Source organism: Methanobacterium bryantii, from assembly GCF_002287175.1.
Classification (GTDB): domain Archaea; phylum Methanobacteriota; class Methanobacteria; order Methanobacteriales; family Methanobacteriaceae; genus Methanobacterium_D; species Methanobacterium_D bryantii.
Genome location: NZ_LMVM01000041.1, coordinates 53,092 through 69,655, shown reverse-complemented (window position 1 = coordinate 69,655; position 16,564 = coordinate 53,092). Strand labels below are relative to the sequence as shown.

14 protein-coding genes are annotated in these 16,564 nt (G+C 36.2%); 3 read left to right on the top strand and 11 right to left on the bottom strand.

The features are described 5' to 3' along the window. Positions 1 to 23 precede the first annotated feature (23 nt). The 10 genes from ASJ80_RS16310 to rplJ all read right to left on the bottom strand — a co-directional run bounded on the left by ASJ80_RS16310 (position 24) and on the right by rplJ (position 12,810). Positions 24 to 3,221, bottom strand: coding sequence for a NosD domain-containing protein (locus tag ASJ80_RS16310; RefSeq protein ID WP_069582462.1), 3,198 nt, complete (start codon positions 3,219 to 3,221; stop codon positions 24 to 26). Between the two features lie 225 nt (positions 3,222 to 3,446). Continuing rightward, positions 3,447 to 4,337, bottom strand: coding sequence for a hypothetical protein (locus tag ASJ80_RS16305; protein WP_069582464.1), 891 nt, complete (start codon positions 4,335 to 4,337; stop codon positions 3,447 to 3,449). 16 nt (positions 4,338 to 4,353) lie between these two features. Further along, positions 4,354 to 4,905 carry a hypothetical protein gene (locus tag ASJ80_RS16300; RefSeq protein WP_069582467.1) on the bottom strand — a complete coding sequence of 184 codons (552 nt, stop codon included), beginning with the start codon at positions 4,903 to 4,905 and terminating at the stop codon, positions 4,354 to 4,356. Beyond that, the gene (locus ASJ80_RS16295; RefSeq protein WP_069582469.1) at positions 4,871 to 5,554 is read right to left on the bottom strand and encodes a tetratricopeptide repeat protein; all 684 of its coding nucleotides are present in this window, start codon (positions 5,552 to 5,554) and stop codon (positions 4,871 to 4,873) included. Before ASJ80_RS16295 ends, ASJ80_RS16300 begins: the two co-directional genes overlap by 35 nt. A gap of 68 nt (positions 5,555 to 5,622) precedes the next feature. Next, the gene (locus ASJ80_RS16290; protein ID WP_069582471.1) at positions 5,623 to 6,504 is read right to left on the bottom strand and encodes a hypothetical protein; all 882 of its coding nucleotides are present in this window, start codon (positions 6,502 to 6,504) and stop codon (positions 5,623 to 5,625) included. 12 nt (positions 6,505 to 6,516) lie between these two features. Continuing rightward, positions 6,517 to 7,686 carry a hypothetical protein gene (locus tag ASJ80_RS16285; protein WP_176720173.1) on the bottom strand — a complete coding sequence of 390 codons (1,170 nt, stop codon included), beginning with the start codon at positions 7,684 to 7,686 and terminating at the stop codon, positions 6,517 to 6,519. A 274-nt stretch (positions 7,687 to 7,960) separates the two neighbouring features. Beyond that, on the bottom strand, positions 7,961 to 8,461 hold the full coding sequence (locus ASJ80_RS16280; protein ID WP_069582475.1) for a fumarate hydratase C-terminal domain-containing protein: 501 nt from the start codon (positions 8,459 to 8,461) through the stop codon (positions 7,961 to 7,963). After that, positions 8,462 to 9,691, bottom strand: a complete 1,230-nt coding sequence (gene mfnA / locus ASJ80_RS16275; RefSeq protein ID WP_083240842.1) for a tyrosine decarboxylase MfnA — start codon at positions 9,689 to 9,691, stop codon at positions 8,462 to 8,464. A 325-nt stretch (positions 9,692 to 10,016) separates the two neighbouring features. Beyond that, positions 10,017 to 12,314, bottom strand: a complete 2,298-nt coding sequence (gene ppsA / locus ASJ80_RS16270; RefSeq protein ID WP_069582476.1) for a phosphoenolpyruvate synthase — start codon at positions 12,312 to 12,314, stop codon at positions 10,017 to 10,019. Positions 12,315 to 12,327: 13 nt separating this feature from the next. Continuing rightward, positions 12,328 to 12,810, bottom strand: a complete 483-nt coding sequence (gene rplJ, locus ASJ80_RS16265) for a 50S ribosomal protein L16 (RefSeq protein ID WP_048081877.1) — start codon at positions 12,808 to 12,810, stop codon at positions 12,328 to 12,330. Between the two features lie 127 nt (positions 12,811 to 12,937). Between rplJ and ASJ80_RS16260 the strand changes: the two genes are divergently transcribed. The 3 genes from ASJ80_RS16260 to serS all read left to right on the top strand — a co-directional run bounded on the left by ASJ80_RS16260 (position 12,938) and on the right by serS (position 15,579). Further along, positions 12,938 to 13,711, top strand: a complete 774-nt coding sequence (locus ASJ80_RS16260; protein WP_069582480.1) for an ATP-binding protein — start codon at positions 12,938 to 12,940, stop codon at positions 13,709 to 13,711. Between the two features lie 15 nt (positions 13,712 to 13,726). Beyond that, on the top strand, positions 13,727 to 13,966 hold the full coding sequence (locus ASJ80_RS16255; RefSeq protein ID WP_069582484.1) for a KEOPS complex subunit Pcc1: 240 nt from the start codon (positions 13,727 to 13,729) through the stop codon (positions 13,964 to 13,966). Positions 13,967 to 14,028: 62 nt separating this feature from the next. Next, the gene (gene serS, locus ASJ80_RS16250; RefSeq protein WP_069582488.1) at positions 14,029 to 15,579 is read left to right on the top strand and encodes a serine--tRNA ligase; all 1,551 of its coding nucleotides are present in this window, start codon (positions 14,029 to 14,031) and stop codon (positions 15,577 to 15,579) included. 294 nt (positions 15,580 to 15,873) lie between these two features. Here serS and ASJ80_RS16245 read toward each other — a convergent pair whose 3' ends face one another. Further along, positions 15,874 to 16,299, bottom strand: a complete 426-nt coding sequence (locus ASJ80_RS16245) for a hypothetical protein (protein ID WP_069582492.1) — start codon at positions 16,297 to 16,299, stop codon at positions 15,874 to 15,876. Between the last annotated feature and the right edge of the window lie 265 nt (positions 16,300 to 16,564).

Genomic DNA, 16,564 nt, shown 5'->3' with positions numbered 1-16,564 from the left:
TCTCTCCAATAAAATAAAATAATTTATGTTGTTGCAAAGTAATCTGCAATGTTATTATATGCTACGGAACCATAATCATCAATTTCAGGACTATAACTGTTCACAATCACTGAAGCACGACTAGACAGTACAGTGTATCTTAGAGCATTTTTAGCAGCTTCTTCTCTTGTGTCTCCAAATGCTGTTCTTATTACTCTTTTGTTAGTTCCATATTTAATATATTCTACAGTACTCATATAACCCCCGGTGAAAGTACCGCCACCCCATTTAGGCATATTTGTAATCACATAACTCTCAGAATTTCCTGCAACTGTTGTAACACTCTTTTTAGCCCCAGCTTTTGTGACATAACTGATACCAAGCCTACCAGCAACACCACCTTCAGCTCCAATAAATGGTACCAAAGAAGGCCCAACATTCAAACCAAAGTTAATCCATCTAGATGTAGTCCATCCTTCATCCAGATCAGCAGCGTAATAAGAACCTGCCACACCCAATCCGATAACAGCAAGAGCTAACCAACCAGGAGGGCCACTGCAAACAAGCATTGCCACCCCTACAGATATTGCTGCACTGCTTGCAAGTCCAAGCACTGTATCTTCCATGTCATTTTGACCCCAGTCCGCGGCTACTGCTTCCCCTGTTTCTATGGCCCTATTTATAGCTGGTCCATTATTAAGTATTATATTACCTAAATTATTACCCCATTCTGCCTGCTGATTTTTGTAACAGTAACTTCCGCAGCTGGTTTCATTCCCAGTTAAAAGGTCCATAACAAGACCAGTTTCCGGGTCAATTAACAATATCTTTCCATTACTACCAACAGCCTTAATAACAATATAACCATTACTTTCAAATATTTCTAACGGCTCACCGCTAAGCATCAGGTCACCCAACCCAATTGTTACACTACTCCACACATTTGGACCAATTATTGTCCCATTCTGGTCAGGATTTGGGAATAATGACGCCATAACCCAGTACTCAATCGGTGAAAAGGACGACGAACATGCAAAACGGAACGCCCTCACATTATCAGGATCACCAACTACATCCATACCCATCCTGTGACTCATTTCCCCAGTAAGAAGCGTATTATAAGCATCATCCAACGTAGAAACTGCAATAGGTGTGGTACGAATCCAGGTAACATTAAATTTGGAAGCTGCTGCATCTGCCACCATATCATGACACTTAATCACCAGCAAAGCATTTAAAAATGTCCCATAAGCAGTTTTCATAGGCCCTTCAGGGTAAAGAAGAGTACCATTTGCATCAGTCCTATCCTTTTGATCCAACCAGTACTGCAATATTTCATCGGTTACTCTTGTTGCGGCTATAGCAAAGCTTCTAACACCCTCATAACCTGCAGGTTCTACTGTATAATGAGTTATATTGTTTTGATCTAGTTCTGTTTGGTAAGTGTACAAACCATCTGCATATATAATATCACTAACTCTTACAATCGGATTACCCGGGAAATAAAGGTCTAATGTCTCATTACTATCCTGATCATTAATTGTGATGGTTTTAGCTGCATCTCCAGGATAAAAGATGTGCATTACCATCTTATCTTTAAAGTCTTGGCGGTTTCTAATGAAATCTATCTCACTATCTGTAAAATTATTCACCTGTTTAGCCAATGCCAACATACCCTCTTCCAATTCATTTCCAGTAAGATTTTCAAGCTGAGGATTACGGGCAATAATATTATCTAATTCAAATATTGCACAAGGCGTATTTGAAAACAGCCAGTTTAAAAAATTAATATTATCAAAAACATTCTGAGAGAAATTATTTTTATACTGAAGATAATTTACATTCGAAACTGTTTTATTCAAAACCACATTTCCATTAACAACCAGATCCACTTCTTCATGGAACATGCCCATATTCTTCCACAACACGCTAACCCACCTTACAGACTCGTTCAAAGGAATCTCATAAGTCAAATATAACGTCTGGTTGGTAGATACATCTATAGCCGTGCCTGCAATGGTTATAACTGCTTTAGCAATCCGATCGACTGGAGCAGGCGTACTTTGATTATCTACAGTGGCTGTTACATTGGCCATACCCGATTCGAGGTTTGGATTTAACATTAAAATGGCTGATGTCTTACCATTCCTTGTGTAGCCCTTACTGGTTATAGTACTACCACTATCTGAATCGAAATTAACTGGTATGCCATCAGGTGTGTAGAGCACAGTTGAAACGTCTTCGTTGTTACTGTTGTGATTTAAATCTGCAGTAATGGCTGCTTCGTAAACCTTGCCATCAGAAACCTTATAAGATGTAGGGGTGACTGTGAGAACTAAACGCGGATTGTAAAGTACGTTCCCATTTATTACATAAATAGCACTGGGTTTAACTGATGACACCCTTGGATTATTGGTTCCCCACCAGTTGTTGGTAGCATTCACAGTGCCGCCCCTGCTTAAAAGCCCGTATTCCCCATTTCCAACTATTCTATTGAAATGAAGGTCTCCTGAAGAGTAATATAAATAGATACCCTGATAAATGTTATTTTTCACATCATTTCCAGTGATCACAATGCTGTTGGAATAACATGCAAGGATACCTCCATCATTGTTTGCTAAATTATTTTTAGATATAGCTGTACTATTTGCATGATACATATAAATACCCCTCAATACACTGTCAGTTACACTGTTTTCTGACAGAAGAGTATTTTTTGAGTATTCAAGGTCAATTCCACCTTCATTTCCATGTAAAATGTTTCCAGTGATCATGCAGTTAGTGGTGGAGTTCATGAAGATCCCATATCCAAAGTCACCAGTACTGTTTAACCCATTTCCAGTAATGATATTATTTAATATACAACAGTTATGGGTCCCATTTAAATAAATAGCCGACGAAGATGTTGCACCTGTAATTGTAAATCCATAAATCACAGAATCACAGCAATTATCAACGGTAAAAATAGGTTGTGAAGAATTCAAAGCCTGAATGGTGACATTTCCACCATCATTAACTTTTAGCTGCACTGTTTTATTAACAACCACATTTTCAGTGTAAGTATAACCCAAACCACAGTTATCATTAACAATAATTGTATCATTAGAAGATGCATTATTTATAACTGATTGGATACTATCTCCAGGATTAACCGTTAAATTAGCCGCAGACACAGTTCCAGTTATCGAAATTAAGATTAAAAAAAAACTTAACAGTATAATAAATAATAATTCATTCTTCATACTAACACCACATGTGTGTTAGTAATAACTAATATTTAATCATTTCTATTATAATTTTAATAATAATTTTAGGCCATATTTAAGTTAATTATTAATAACATAACACGAAAACTTTAAAATTAACTATTTTTACTGTTAAAAATGATTAAATATCAAAAAATAAATTCATTTGGCAGGAAAACCATCCTAACACGATTACACAACCTAAGATCATCGTTTTAAGAGTTATGATGTTAAAACCGTCACAACACCAATCAAAAACTGCGAAATACCAAATAACACAAAAGCTAATACAAACATGAACAAAAACCCTTTCTTGGTTCTCAACTCAATAAGTACAATTCTATTAAGCTTATCCGGAAACAGATAAACCGTTTGTAATAGAAAACCCAAAACGATAGTAACAATAATAAATTCTAGAGAAGGAACACCCTTACTGAAATACGTGCTTATGTTTGAAAATCCATAACCTATTGTAAAAATCCCTAAACCCACTGCCAAAATCCAGTAAGAAAGAGGCATAAATCCAAATCCCCTAACTGTTTCTACAACTTCTTTCTTTCCAGAAGAAAACTCTTTACCGTCAGGCAAAACTACATTATCATGTAAAATTGATTTCCCCCTTAAAATTAGTGTACTATCATCACTAAACGTTTTAATTCTAAAAAACATGCCTAAAATTGGGTAGACCATGATCAATCCTAAACCAAGACCACCAAATATATTAGCAGTTGCAAATCCATAAGCGATCCCCATAAAAAAGAATGCTGGTGAAAATAGAGTTAAAAGTATAACTGCAAGCTGATATCTCCCGAATCCATATCCAAAACCATACTTTTTACCTAAATCATCCCAATAACCAAGATAGATGCATCCCGCAGCAATTAATGAAATTAGAGCCATGAAAAACGGCAAAAAATTCAATCCCATAAGAATACCAAACCAAAAATAAGTTAATACAAAAAAAATAGGTAAAAAATAAACCAATAAAGGAATAATAGCCCATTTTCTTTCTTCTTTACTAAGTTTAGCCGGGCTGGATAAAAACAACATATCAATACCTTTTCTAGAAAAAATTAACCTAAATGATTTTCCTAAAAAATACTTTAATTCCATTTTAAAACTCCAATAATCAATGTTTTAAATACTCCGAAATGTTGTTATATACATTATAAGAAGTTTCGTCAATATTTTCACCATTTCTATCTATGACATATGCAACACGATCAGGCAGATAAGTATATTTTAAGGCATTTTTAGCTGCTTCATCTCCTGTGTCTCCAAATGCTGTTCTTATTACTCTTTTATTAGTTCCATATTTAATATATTCTACAGTACTCATATAACCCCCAGTGAAAGTACCACCACCCCATTTTGGCATATTTGTAATCACATAACTCTCAGAATTTCCTGTAACTGTTGTTACCATCTTTTCAGCTCCACTTGACGTTGAATATTTAATACCAAGTCTAGAACCCCCTGCAATCATAAGCATATTCTTAGTTCCGCTTGATGTTAAATAATTGATACCCAACCTACCAGCAACACCACCTTCCCATCCAATAAAAGGTATCAAAGAAGGTCCTACATTCAAACCAAAGTTAATCCATCTGGACGTGGTCCATCCTTCATCGAGATCAGCAGCGAAATTAGGATTTAGAAGATAAAACTTCTTCTTTCTCATCTTTAGCAAGTTCAAAATCAGGGTTCAACTCTAAGGATTTATCAAAACAATTGATAGCTTCTTGAAGGTTATTTAACTTCCTGGCGATTATTCCTTTATAATACCAAGCCTTAAAATTCGGCGCCTCAAGTTCCAAAGCAGTGTCAAAACATTCTAAAGCGTTATCATACTCTTCAAGATCTATTAAAACTGCCCCTTTATTGGTCCATGCCACAGTAGAATCTGGAAACACCTTCAAAGCCTTATCATAGTGTTCTACAGCTTTTTCATATTCTCCCCTTTCTTTAAGTGCATACCCTGCATTATTTAAGGCATCAAAATTATCTGGATCCAATTCTAAAGCCCTATTAAACGATTCTAAAGCTTCACCATGCCGTTTAAGCGCCCCTAAAACAAATCCTTTAAAAAGCCATACATTAGCAATATCAGGACTTAACAATAAAACCTCCTCAAAACATTCCAAAGCCGCTTCCTGCCTGTCAAAATTCATAAAAACACAACCTTTATTAAAAAGAGCATCCACATTTTCAGGATCCATCTCCAAAACCTGGTTAAAATACTTCAAAGCTTCTTCATGATCTCCATTATTTCCAGCATTTTTTCCCTTATCAAGCAAAGATTTCTTCTTTAAACCACCAAATAATCCCATTATAATACACCCCCAAACATTCCATCTTTCAGAATCATAACATTACACTAAAAAATTGATTTATGCCCTTACGAAGTTAAAGCTCTCACAATCAAGATCAAAAACTGCGAAATACCAAACAACACAAAAACCATTACAAACATGAATAAAAACCCATTTTTAGTCCTTAATTCAATAGGGACAATTTTATTAAGCTTATCCGGAAACAAGTACACTGTTTGTATGAGTAAACCAATGGCAATCGAAGCAATAATAAATTCCAGAGAAGGAGTACTATTAATAAGATAAGAATTTATACCTGAAAATCCTTTTCCTATGGTGTAAACTCCCAATGCCTCAGCCATAATAAAATAAGAAATAGGCAAAAAACCAAACCCATAAACTGTTTCTGTAACTTCTTTTCCAGATAATTTAATATCAGGTAAAGCCTCCTTGGGTACCACCAAAGGCCTTTCACGATCAGGTAAAACTACCTTCTTCTTACCAATTACCCTACTATCATCACTAAAAGTTTTAATCCTCAAAAACATTCCCACAATAGGATAAACAACAGCAACAGCACCGCCCAAACCAAAAAATATATTTCCAGACATTACACCTAACATTAACATTCCAAAGAAAAATGCAGGTGACACACAGAGTAACCAAATTACAACACCTTGATATAATAGCGTTAGCTGTGATGATCTAACTGGCGTAATTCCATATTTTTCATCTAGTCTATCCCAAAAATAAAAGACCACTGCAATTCCAATTATCATAAGATAAAAAATTGGGAAAAATAAAATAAAATTACCCCCAATTAAAACTCCAATAATATAACTAAAAATAAAGCTTATAATCAAACCAAAAGGTATAAAAAGAAGAATCTGAGTTTTGCGTTCAGATTCATTTATCTCATAGGGCATCATAAACAAAATCTTCAGCATACGTTTATATTTGTAATTCATTAAATCACCCAATTAAGCTGTTGCAAGATAATCCGAAACACTGTTATATTTTTTATAACCAAAAGCTCCATCTATATCCCCACTATTCCGATCTACCAAATATGCAGCACGATCAAATCCATAATCCGTAATCGCATTCCTAACATTTTCTTTTTCTGTCCATCCAAATGTTAGCCTAGCTACTCCTTCTGGAGAACCATAATTGACATAACGTGCACTGGTAATAGATCCTCCCCCCAAATTATTTCCACTATCTTTAATAGTTTGAATAACGTATCCATCATAATTTTTAGGAATATTAAAAAGCTCTTTTGAAGTTCCTTTAGACGTTGCAGTTTTAACAATTAATTTACCACCTATACTATTAGACGTTAAAGTTTTTAAACCTATCTTACCAAAATTACTTTCCAACCCGAAAAAAGGTATAAACGCAGGTACTACGTTTAAACCAAATTTTATAAGATTTGAAGGGCTCTTCTCTTCATCCAAATCCGCTGCAAAATAAGAACATGCTAATCCTGTAAATATCAAGCCGGCCCCAATAGCCCATCCTACAGGGCCAGCAGCTATTAAAAGCGGAGCCGCTGAAACTGCAATAGATATTGCTGTGCTGCCTGCAAATCCTAATACTTCATCTTTCCATTCATCGCTGCCTTGACCAAAATCTGTCGCTGCTTCACCAGTTTCCATAACTCCATTAATAACATCTTCATTATCAAGTATTGCATTACCATAACCATTGGCCCATTCTGTTTGCTGGTCGCCGTAGCATCTGGTGCCACTGATAGTATCATTTAGTTTTATATCTCCAAAATCCATTACAAGACCCGTTTCAGGGTCAATTATCAATAGTCTCTGGTTATCACCAACTGCCCTTATGATAGTATAACCATTACTCTCAAATATTTCCAACGGTTCACCACTAAGCATCATATAACCCAAACCCAGAGTTACACTACCCATAAGACCATCAGTAGAGTTAGATGAAGGGAATAAAGCACTTCCAACCCAGTACTCCACAAGCGAAAATGAAGACGAACACGCATAACGGAACGCCCTCACATTATCCAGATCACCAATAACATCCATACCCATCCTGTGATCCATTTCACCAGTTATATAAGTTGCAAATGCATCATCACAAACAGAAACCACAACCGGAGTAGTACGACTCCAAGTCACATTATTTATTAAATAAAATTCATATTAAATGTTTAAATCCAAAAAACAGTGATTAAACTAAATTTTTAATCGAAATAATCATATTATAATAAAATTAACTGAAATTAAGCCATAACATTGTCAGTTAATTCTTATAAATATTAATTAAAAAGTAATACTTTTATTATTACTAGAACTCCTAAATTAGAATACAAATCTTAAAAATAGATATGGACTTTTGTTAATTGCTAGTCTTAATTTAAAAAAATAATATTAACTTTATATACACTAAAATTTAATAAATAGACTCCCCATGCGCAATCGCGACAATACCCGGAAGCCCATCCACCACAAGCTCATGGATTGCCTCCATTCCTTCTTCTTCAAATGCAGCCACTTGTTTTGAGACCACTTTACTTGTAAGGAGGGCTGCAGCAGGAGGGGTTACAACAAAAATAGACCCCCATTTATCAAGCGCTTTAATTGTATCTTCGCTTAACCCACCTTTTCCAATGTGGATTTTCACCCCTGCCTCTGAAAGAAATGGAATGCTTTCCTCAATTTCTTCTTTGTTGCTTGTAGTGGGAGATATTCCTGCATCACTTACTGCAGTGTGCATTACAGCAGAACCATCGATATCAATTAGTTTTTCGCCGTTTTTAATTGATTTAATCAATTTTGGGAGTGCGGCATCCCTACCGGTGTAGATTTTGCCGTGTATTTCGATCCGGTCTCCCACCTTCAGATCTTCAATTACGTCACAAGTTACTGGTGTTTTAATTATTTTTGTGGTCATTTATTTACCCTGCGGTGTTTTATTAGTTAATTTTAAAGATGTTTTCCTTTCATTATTTTGAGGTATGTTCTCTAAAGTATACTTCGCATGAATCTTAGATAGGTCATCTGTAAATTCTTTGACATGTTCTATCTTAACATGAGGCATTACTACAATTCTTATAGCCCGCGGGTAAGATGATACTGAAACTGCCCATCCCTTTTCTTTAAGCTCATCTACAATAGTATCGATCTCTATTTCATTTGAATCAAATGCAACAAGGTTCAATTGAGGCTCAACCATTAAGTTAAAGCCCGATTCTTTGATTCCTTTCGCTAAGTATTCTGTAACTTCCATACATTTTTTAGCAATGGAACAGTACCCTTCTTTTCCAAAGTATTTGAGCAGTGCCCATGTTGCAGCGGTAGATGCACCTGTTCTGGTACCTACAATTGTAAACTGTTCCTTATCTGTAAGGTAAGGTGTTTCAGTGCTTATGCTTTCAAGATAACTCCTATCTCTAAAGATAATTCCGCCAGTTGGAATTGGCGCAAGACCCATTTTATGAGGGTCTATAGTAATAGAAGAAACCCCTTCAAGTGAAAAATCAAATTTAGGAAGATCACGGCCGCTAAGACCTAAAAATGGGATTGTGAATCCTCCAAATGCTGCATCAACGTGCAGGTAAATATTTTCTTCCCGGCACAGTTTGGAAAGCTCTTCTATAGGATCAATCACACCAAGTTCAGTTGTTCCAGCAATACCAACTACCGCCACAGTTTTATCTGATATAAGCTCTTTTACAGAATTTACATCTACCCTATAGTTTTCATCGAGTTCTGCTTCCCTGAGCTTCAGGCACAGCATATCTGCTGCTTTTTTAAAGGAAAAATGAGCAGATTTAGGAACAATTATCTCTGGATCTTTAATGTTGCTTGAATTTCTTGCCGCCCTCATTGCCATTATGTTTGCTTCAGTGCCGCCAGTTATGATATGCCCGCAAACGTCTTCTTTACCAAGAAGGTTTCCGAGCATCTGGATTACTTCTTTCTCCATCTTCCGGGTACCTTTAAATAATCCGGAATCACCTAGATTAGACTCTAGAAACATTTTATATGCTTCAAGGCCGACTTCATGAGGACATGTGCACATTGAACCCAGAATTCTTCCTGATCGGTAGGTCATGTCCTCCCCTTTAAATTCTTTGAGTTTTTCAGATATTTCCTGTTTTGTGATTCCTTTTTTATCCATTTTAACTCCCTGAAAAATAATTGTTATATAAACTTTAAAATCTGTCAAATCAAAAATTTGGCAGATTTTAAGGTTCGAAAATTCTATGAATTTTCTCAACTTCAAATTATTTGATTTGACATCTTTGAAAGTTCAAAAAAACATATAGTTTTTCAAACATTAAATTTTACCTTGTAATAATTTAAAGTTGAGAAAATATTACAAAATACCAATAGTATTTTCTAAAATTCTATTGAATTTTGGGTTAAAAAAAATCTTCGATTTTTAAGCAAAAATTTTGAAAAATTCAAACCAATTATAAAAAAAATAAGTAAAAAATGAGTGTTTATTCACTCATCATTTTTCTTGCAGCTTTTAAGACAAGTTTCTTTTCTACTCTTGCTACTGTTTCCCTTACAGTTGCAACTGCGTCTGTATTTGCAGATACACTTTCAATTCCAGCCTCTACAAGTTTTTCAACTATTTTAGGCATACTTCCAGCCTGTCCGCAGATACTTGTTTTAACTCCTGCCTCGTTACAGATTTTTATAACTCGAACTAAGAGTTTTAAAACTGCAGGATGCCCTTCAGAGTAAAGTTTTGCAACGTTTTCATTGTTTCTGTCAATAGCAAGTGTGTACTGAGTAAGGTCGTTTGTTCCAAAGCTTACAAAGTCAAGCCCTTCAGCAATGAAATCTTCAATTATAAGAGCTGCCCCAGGTGTTTCAACCATGATACCGAACTCAATATTCTTTTGAGGTTTCAGTCCAACTTCTTCAGCTATTTGTTTAGCTCTTCTGAGTTCATCAGGATGTTGAACTAGAGGTATCATTATTCCAATGTTGGTGTAGCCTTGTTCATGAAGTTTCTTAATTGCTTTGAATTCAGCCCTTAATATTTCAGGCTCGTCCAGTTCTCTTCTTATACCTCTCCATCCGAGCATAGGGTTATGTTCGTATGGTTCGCCTTCTCCACCTTCCAGAGAAATGAATTCATCTGTAGGTGCGTCGAGAGTCCTGTACCAAACTGGTTTTGGATAGAATTCGTCTGCAACTTTTAAAACGTTTTCTACAAGAATTTTTATGAGTTCATCCTCTTTTCCATCATTTATGAACTTTTTAGGGTGTACTCCTGAGGTTAACATCATGTGTTCAGTTCTGAGAAGCCCTACTCCGTCTGCGCCGGTAGCAGCTGCTTTTTTAGCTGCTTCAGGCATGCTGACATTGACTTTAACTTCTGTAACAGTTAAAATAGGTGCCTGTGCCATCATGGCAGGTTGTTCTTCAGCAGCTTCTTTTTTCCCTGCTTCCTCAAATTTGCCCTTGTAAACTATTCCTTTATTTCCATCGAGTGTTACCATCTCGTTTTCTTTAAGGATTTTTGTTGCATCTCCTGTTCCAACGACACAGGATATTCCAAGTTCCCTTGAAACAATTGCTGCATGGCAGGTCACTCCACCTTCATCAGTTATGATTCCGTTTGCCCTTTTCATGGCAGGGACCATATCAGGTGTTGTCATGACTGTAACCAGTATGTCACCGTTTCCTACTTTATCCAGTTCATCTGTGTCTTTTACTATTTTAACGGTACCTGAAGCCATTCCGGGACTTGCACCTAATCCTTTGGTGATTATTGTCCTTTCTTCTCCAGCACCTTCTTTTGCTTCGGTTCCATTGTTCATTCCGAGTGTAGTTATAGGTCTGGACTGGAGCATGAAAACTCTTCCGTTTTCCATTGCCCATTCAGTGTCCTGTGGGAAATCATAGTGTTCCTGAATCCTTGCACCAAGCTTGGTAAGTGCTGCAATTTCTTCATCACTTAGAACCCTTTTGTTTTTAAGATCTTCTGGAACGTCCAGTTGTACTGTCTTTCCAGCATCAGGATCTTTTGTAAACATGGTGTTCTTTTCACTTATATTACAGTTAAAGACCTTGCCGGTTTTCTTATCTACCCAGTAAGTATCCGGTGTAACGGTGCCAGATACTACAGCTTCGCCTAATCCCCATGCAGCTTCAAGTAATATCTGTTCTTCACCAGTTGATGGGTGAACTGTAAACATTACTCCTGCTTTTTCGGCATTAACCATTTCCTGAACAACTACAGCAATATAAACTTTGGAATGATCAAAATTATTTTCTTCCCTGTAAAAAATAGCTCGGGATTCGAATAAAGATGCCCAACATTTTTGTACATAAATCAAGACATCTTCTGGGCCCCTAATATTTAAGAATGTATCTTGCTGTCCAGCAAATGAAGCTTCAGGAAGATCTTCTGCTGTTGCAGAAGACCTTATTGCAACAAATGCATTTTCTTTACCAATTCTCTGGCATAATGCATTATAAGCTTCAATTATAGTTGTTCGTATGTCATCAGGTACATACGCTTTCATTATTATTTCTTTTATCCTTGCTGAAGCTCCTTGAAGTTCTTTTGTATCATTTACATCTATAGCATCAAGAATGCTCATTATTTCATCAAAGATACCTGTTTCTTTTATAAATTTATCGTAGGTTTCAGAGGTTATAACAAATCCTGGAGGTACATTAATTCCGGCATTTGTTAATTCTCCCAGGTTTGCACCTTTTCCACCTGCAACATCCACATCCTCTTTACCTAGTTCTTCAAAAAATTCGACAAGCTTCATGCTAAACACTCTTCTATTTAATTAGTTCTTCGCCCTTATCAACAACAATTCTACATGGAACAGGGAATTTCATTGCAGCTCTTTTTAATGCCATTTTTGCATCTTTGAAGTATCTTTTGTTTGTGTGTATTGTTATAATCTTTTGGCCGGCATCCACGATAGCAACGGAGCTTACTGGTTTTCCGAATGCTTTTCTCATACCGTCCTGAACCCTGTCAGCACCTGCACCGGTTGCCATTGGGTTTTCACGCACTATGTGGTGTGGGTACACCCTTATTTTAAGATGGTAACCCATTCTACCTGCCCTTCGCTGCATATACTTGTTTGAAGCGATCCTTGCTGCTTCTAATGCATTGTGAGATAATTGTGTCGGTTTTTTAACCGCTAGACTTACTGTCAAAGGGAATTCTGCTGAAAGGTTCCCCATATCATATTGAACTATCCTGGAGCCAGGAATTTTTCTTATATAGTCTTTTCTTGTGTATGCTCTAGTCATTAATAATCCTCCTCTATAACTTTCTTAGGTCTATAACTTAATAAATCTTCCATCCTATATATACAATGATCACATAAAGAAATAGTAGTTACCTCTGATATACGGTCATGTATATAGGTGAAATTATATGAAAATTGCAATAACTGGAAAAGGAGGGGTCGGTAAAACAACCCTTTCTGGTACATTAGCATGTATATTGTCACAACGTTATAAAGTATTCGCTATAGATGCAGATCCAGACATGAACCTTGCATCAAGTCTTGGAATTATGGAGCCAATTAGCCCCATATCCAAGATGAAGGATCTTATAAAAGAAAGAACCGGTGCAGAACCCGGATCATCATTTGGAGAAGTTTTTAAAATGAATCCAAAGATAAGCGACCTTCCAGAGTCTTTATCTATAAATTATGACAGTGAAGGCAATTTAAAACTCCTTGTAATGGGCACCATTGACAAGGGGGGCGAAGGCTGTATCTGCCCCGCTTCTGTACTCCTTAAAGCACTCATGAGAAATTTAATTCTTAAAAAAGATGAATTTATTATACTTGACATGGAAGCAGGGATAGAACACCTTGGTAGAAAAACTGCCGAAGCAGTTGATTTAATGATCATCGTTGTTGAACCAGGACTTAAATCCATTGAAACCGCAGCAAGGATTAAAAAACTCGCCGGCGATATTGGTATCCCTAAACTTGCATGTGTTATAAATAAAGTGTCCAATAAAATGGAAGAAAATTTTGCAACTCAAAAAATTAAAGAACTCGGGCTTGAAGTTATTGGCACTATTCCAAGGGACGAAGAAGTTATAAGAGCTGATATGGAAGGGCACCCACTTGCCAAGTATCCTGACTCGGCAGCTTTTAAATCAATAGCCAAAATTGCAGAAAATATTTTAAGTTAAATTAGAAGGTAAACCATGCAAATAGAATCTACAATTATTTTCACGTATGAAACAGAAGAAGAAGCCAAAATAGCTTTAGGATCACTTAAACCAGACAATATGGGTTTTATTGAATCATGTGTTGAAAATAACAGTCTTATTTGTAAGTTAGATTCAGAATCACTTCGAACTACTCTTGCAACGGTAGATGATATTCTTTTTTGCGAGATGATGGCCGAAAAAGTGATTGATTTTACAAAAGAAGAAATTAAATAATCCAAGAATAAAACATAATTTATATTTTATTTATAATTACAGTTTTTAAAAGGTGAAATTACATGAAATTCACTCTTAAAGGAGAAATATTATTCAGTAAAGATGCAGAAGATGCACGTAAAGATATAGAAGAATTTATAAACCACGCTAATAATGAAATATTCTTAAAAGGAGTACCTGAAGAGCAGGAACAGGATGCATCCCAGATAGTAAGCTGGGATTTAATTGGAAACACTTTGAAGGTTGAAATGGTATCTGGAAGACGGGGAAGGGCACATGATGCGTTATTACGTGTTAAAAAACCACTCACTCAACTTTTGGGTAAACAGTACCGTTTAGGTGTGCGAAAAATAATTGTGAATTATTATAAAATTGAGATACCTACTGAAGAAAAAGTAGATCTGAAAGACGTCCCCTATGTGGACAATTACGAAGTTAAAGATGACGAAGTAGTTCTTGAATTTAAAGATCTGGAAGAAGGGGACTTAAGAAACCATACCATTGATAGAGTTATTAAACACGTGACAAGCGCTATTGCAAGTTCCATTCCTGAAACAGAATGCGGTCCTTCTGATATACTCACCAAGCAGGTGACTAAAGTTGAACCCGGTACAATTTTAGGAAAAAGCTGCATGCAGAAATATTTCTTTGAAGGCGACCCGACTGAAGAAGCTGCTAGACTGGGATGGGTTAAAAAATTCCCGGGCAAAGGCCAGTGGTTCTACGCACCGCCGCTTGTGGCGCTTCAGCATGCATTAGAAGAGATATTTGTAGAAAAACTTATTGAAAAGCTTGATTTTGAGGAATGTCTGTTTCCAAAACTCATTCCAATTCCAGTGATGGAGAAAATGAAATACTTAGAAGGTCTTCCTGAAGGGATGTACTACTGTTCCGCGCCAAGGAGAGACCCATTAGTATTTGATAAATTCCGCAGTGAGCTTGAAATCAAACGCGAAGTCCCAATTGACCTCCTGAAGGAAGGTTTAAAGGATCCTTCTTATGTACTGGCCCCAGCACAGTGTGAGCCGTTCTACGAGTTTTTAAGCCACCAGGTTGTGGATGAAAAGGACCTCCCAATTAAATTCTTTGACAGGAGCGGTTGGACATACCGTTGGGAAGGTGGGGGAGCTAAAGGTCTGGATAGAGTCCACGAATTCCAACGTATAGAACTTGTATGGCTTGGAACACCTGAGCAGTGTAATGAAATAAGGGATCAAACCGTTGAAATTTCCCACCAGATCGCTGATGATCTGGAACTTGACTGGTACACAGAAGTAGGAGACGATCCGTTCTACCTGGAAGGCAGGAAAGTAGAAAACCGTGGAATTGAATTCCCAGATATTCCTAAAAAAGAAATGAGACTTAATGTGCCCGGTCAAGAGAAAGGAGTTGCAATCGTATCTGCAAATATCCACGGAACCCACTTTGTGGAAGGATTTTCAATAAAAGAAACCCACAACCATGGAGTATGGACAGGGTGTACAGGTATTGGTTTAACCCGTATTGTATTTGGGTTCCTTGCACAGAAAGGTTTCGACCCTGAAAACTGGCCAGAAGACGTTAGAAGAAGGTTTAAAAAAGTTAAAGTGCCTAAGTTGCTGACTTGGCCTTAAACTTTATCTTTTTTCTTCTTTTTTTACTTAAAAATCCATCCATTATAAATTTAAAATAGCAATGATCAATCTAAAACCGCTAATAGTAGGATTTTTTACAGCAGTGGTTGTAATCATACTTCTTTCTATTAAAATTAGGGATAGATTAAACAGGAAAAAGGTAATTAAAGAGAGAAAGGAAAAAAGCGCTCGAAAATTTAAAAAAAAAATCGCTGATTATCTCTAATTAAAGTCTAAGAACAATTACCTAACACCAACTAGATTTTCTACTATTTTTTTGCAAATAATCAGTTTCTAAGCTTTTTTATCTCCTTTTTCTGGGTCGTAGTAGCCATCACCGCCGCAGAATTTACATCGGGTTCCACCAGTTCCATGGCATGCAGGGCAGATAATCTCCCCAGTTCCATGGCAGTATGGACAAATAGTTCCATTTTTACATTCGCCAGTACCATTACATGCTTTACAAACTATAACACCCGTTCCATTACATTTCAAGCATATATCCTGCCTGCACCATCCAGTACCTGCGCATGCATCGCACATTTCTCTTTTAGGAGAAGATACATAGTTGTTATTTTCCATAGCTGCTGCTGGAATCAAATTACTGTTGTTAGTCTTTAATGAAGGAGTAGTTCCACCGGTTTGTGACATAACGTATCCTGAAACACCTACTATTGAAATTATGATGACGATTAAACCTATAAAAAGTTTTTTGGCCATAAAAAAATCTCCTATTATTAAAAATTTTATAATTAGTATTATATAAAAATTAATATTTACCTTTATCGATTTTAATAGCAAAAATAGAGAATCTAAAGATCAAACTATAAATTAAACTGTTAATTATGGTTTAAAAAGTAAAATTAAATCTTATAACATCCCCCCAAAATTAATGAAATTTTTGAAAGGTCACAAAAATGATTTAATGAATTATGTCCAAAATAAAGATTCTATAAAAGGATAATACTGGCTTAAAAACTTTTTA

Excerpts from the sequence above, each read along its gene's own strand:
- mfnA (WP_083240842.1), bottom strand. The coding sequence starts at position 9,691 with ATGGATAAAAAAGGAATCACAAAACAGGAAATATCTGAAAAACTCAAA.
- ASJ80_RS16260 (WP_069582480.1), top strand. The coding sequence starts at position 12,938 with ATGAAAATTGCAATAACTGGAAAAGGAGGGGTCGGTAAAACAACCCTT.
- ASJ80_RS16255 (WP_069582484.1), top strand. The coding sequence starts at position 13,727 with ATGCAAATAGAATCTACAATTATTTTCACGTATGAAACAGAAGAAGAA.
- serS (WP_069582488.1), top strand. The coding sequence starts at position 14,029 with ATGAAATTCACTCTTAAAGGAGAAATATTATTCAGTAAAGATGCAGAA.
- ASJ80_RS16305 (WP_069582464.1), bottom strand. The coding sequence starts at position 4,337 with ATGGAATTAAAGTATTTTTTAGGAAAATCATTTAGGTTAATTTTTTCT.
- ppsA (WP_069582476.1), bottom strand. The coding sequence starts at position 12,314 with ATGAAGCTTGTCGAATTTTTTGAAGAACTAGGTAAAGAGGATGTGGAT.
- rplJ (WP_048081877.1), bottom strand. The coding sequence starts at position 12,810 with ATGACTAGAGCATACACAAGAAAAGACTATATAAGAAAAATTCCTGGC.
- ASJ80_RS16290 (WP_069582471.1), bottom strand. The coding sequence starts at position 6,504 with ATGAATTACAAATATAAACGTATGCTGAAGATTTTGTTTATGATGCCC.
- ASJ80_RS16310 (WP_069582462.1), bottom strand. The coding sequence starts at position 3,221 with ATGAAGAATGAATTATTATTTATTATACTGTTAAGTTTTTTTTTAATC.
- ASJ80_RS16245 (WP_069582492.1), bottom strand. The coding sequence starts at position 16,299 with ATGGCCAAAAAACTTTTTATAGGTTTAATCGTCATCATAATTTCAATA.
- ASJ80_RS16295 (WP_069582469.1), bottom strand. The coding sequence starts at position 5,554 with ATGGGATTATTTGGTGGTTTAAAGAAGAAATCTTTGCTTGATAAGGGA.
- ASJ80_RS16300 (WP_069582467.1), bottom strand. The coding sequence starts at position 4,905 with ATGAGAAAGAAGAAGTTTTATCTTCTAAATCCTAATTTCGCTGCTGAT.
- ASJ80_RS16280 (WP_069582475.1), bottom strand. The coding sequence starts at position 8,461 with ATGACCACAAAAATAATTAAAACACCAGTAACTTGTGACGTAATTGAA.